This is a genomic window from Ferrovum myxofaciens (assembly GCF_000735045.1).
In the GTDB taxonomy this organism is placed as follows: domain Bacteria; phylum Pseudomonadota; class Gammaproteobacteria; order Burkholderiales; family Ferrovaceae; genus Ferrovum; species Ferrovum myxofaciens.
The window spans coordinates 1-253 of the sequence record NZ_JPOQ01000614.1; the positions used below are offsets into that span (position 1 = coordinate 1).

The 253-nt window shown below is 56.1% G+C and carries 1 protein-coding gene; it reads right to left on the reverse strand.

Going from position 1 to position 253, the window contains the following annotated elements; genetic code table 11:
- Positions 1-253, reverse strand: a 253-nt coding sequence (locus tag IV91_RS20060; RefSeq protein ID WP_233418514.1) for a hypothetical protein, incomplete at both ends; no start/stop codon positions are given.

Below are 253 nucleotides of genomic sequence, written 5' to 3' on the forward strand. Positions count from 1 at the left end.
CCTCACCAGAAACTGATGTTCTTTGCCGAAGCCAGGGTCCGGGTCTTCATCTATGGCCAACCCGTAGATGCCCGCAAATCCTATGACGGACTCTATGTCCTTGGCACGCAACGAGATGAAGCAGGACCCCCTGAGCGGACATTTGTTCTGCTTCATCAATCGGCGTGCCAACCAGGTCAAAGTCTTGTATTGGGATCGCTCCGGCCCCCCAGGGCGTTCTGGATAACAGCCGTGCCGATGTGAGTTTCCTGGC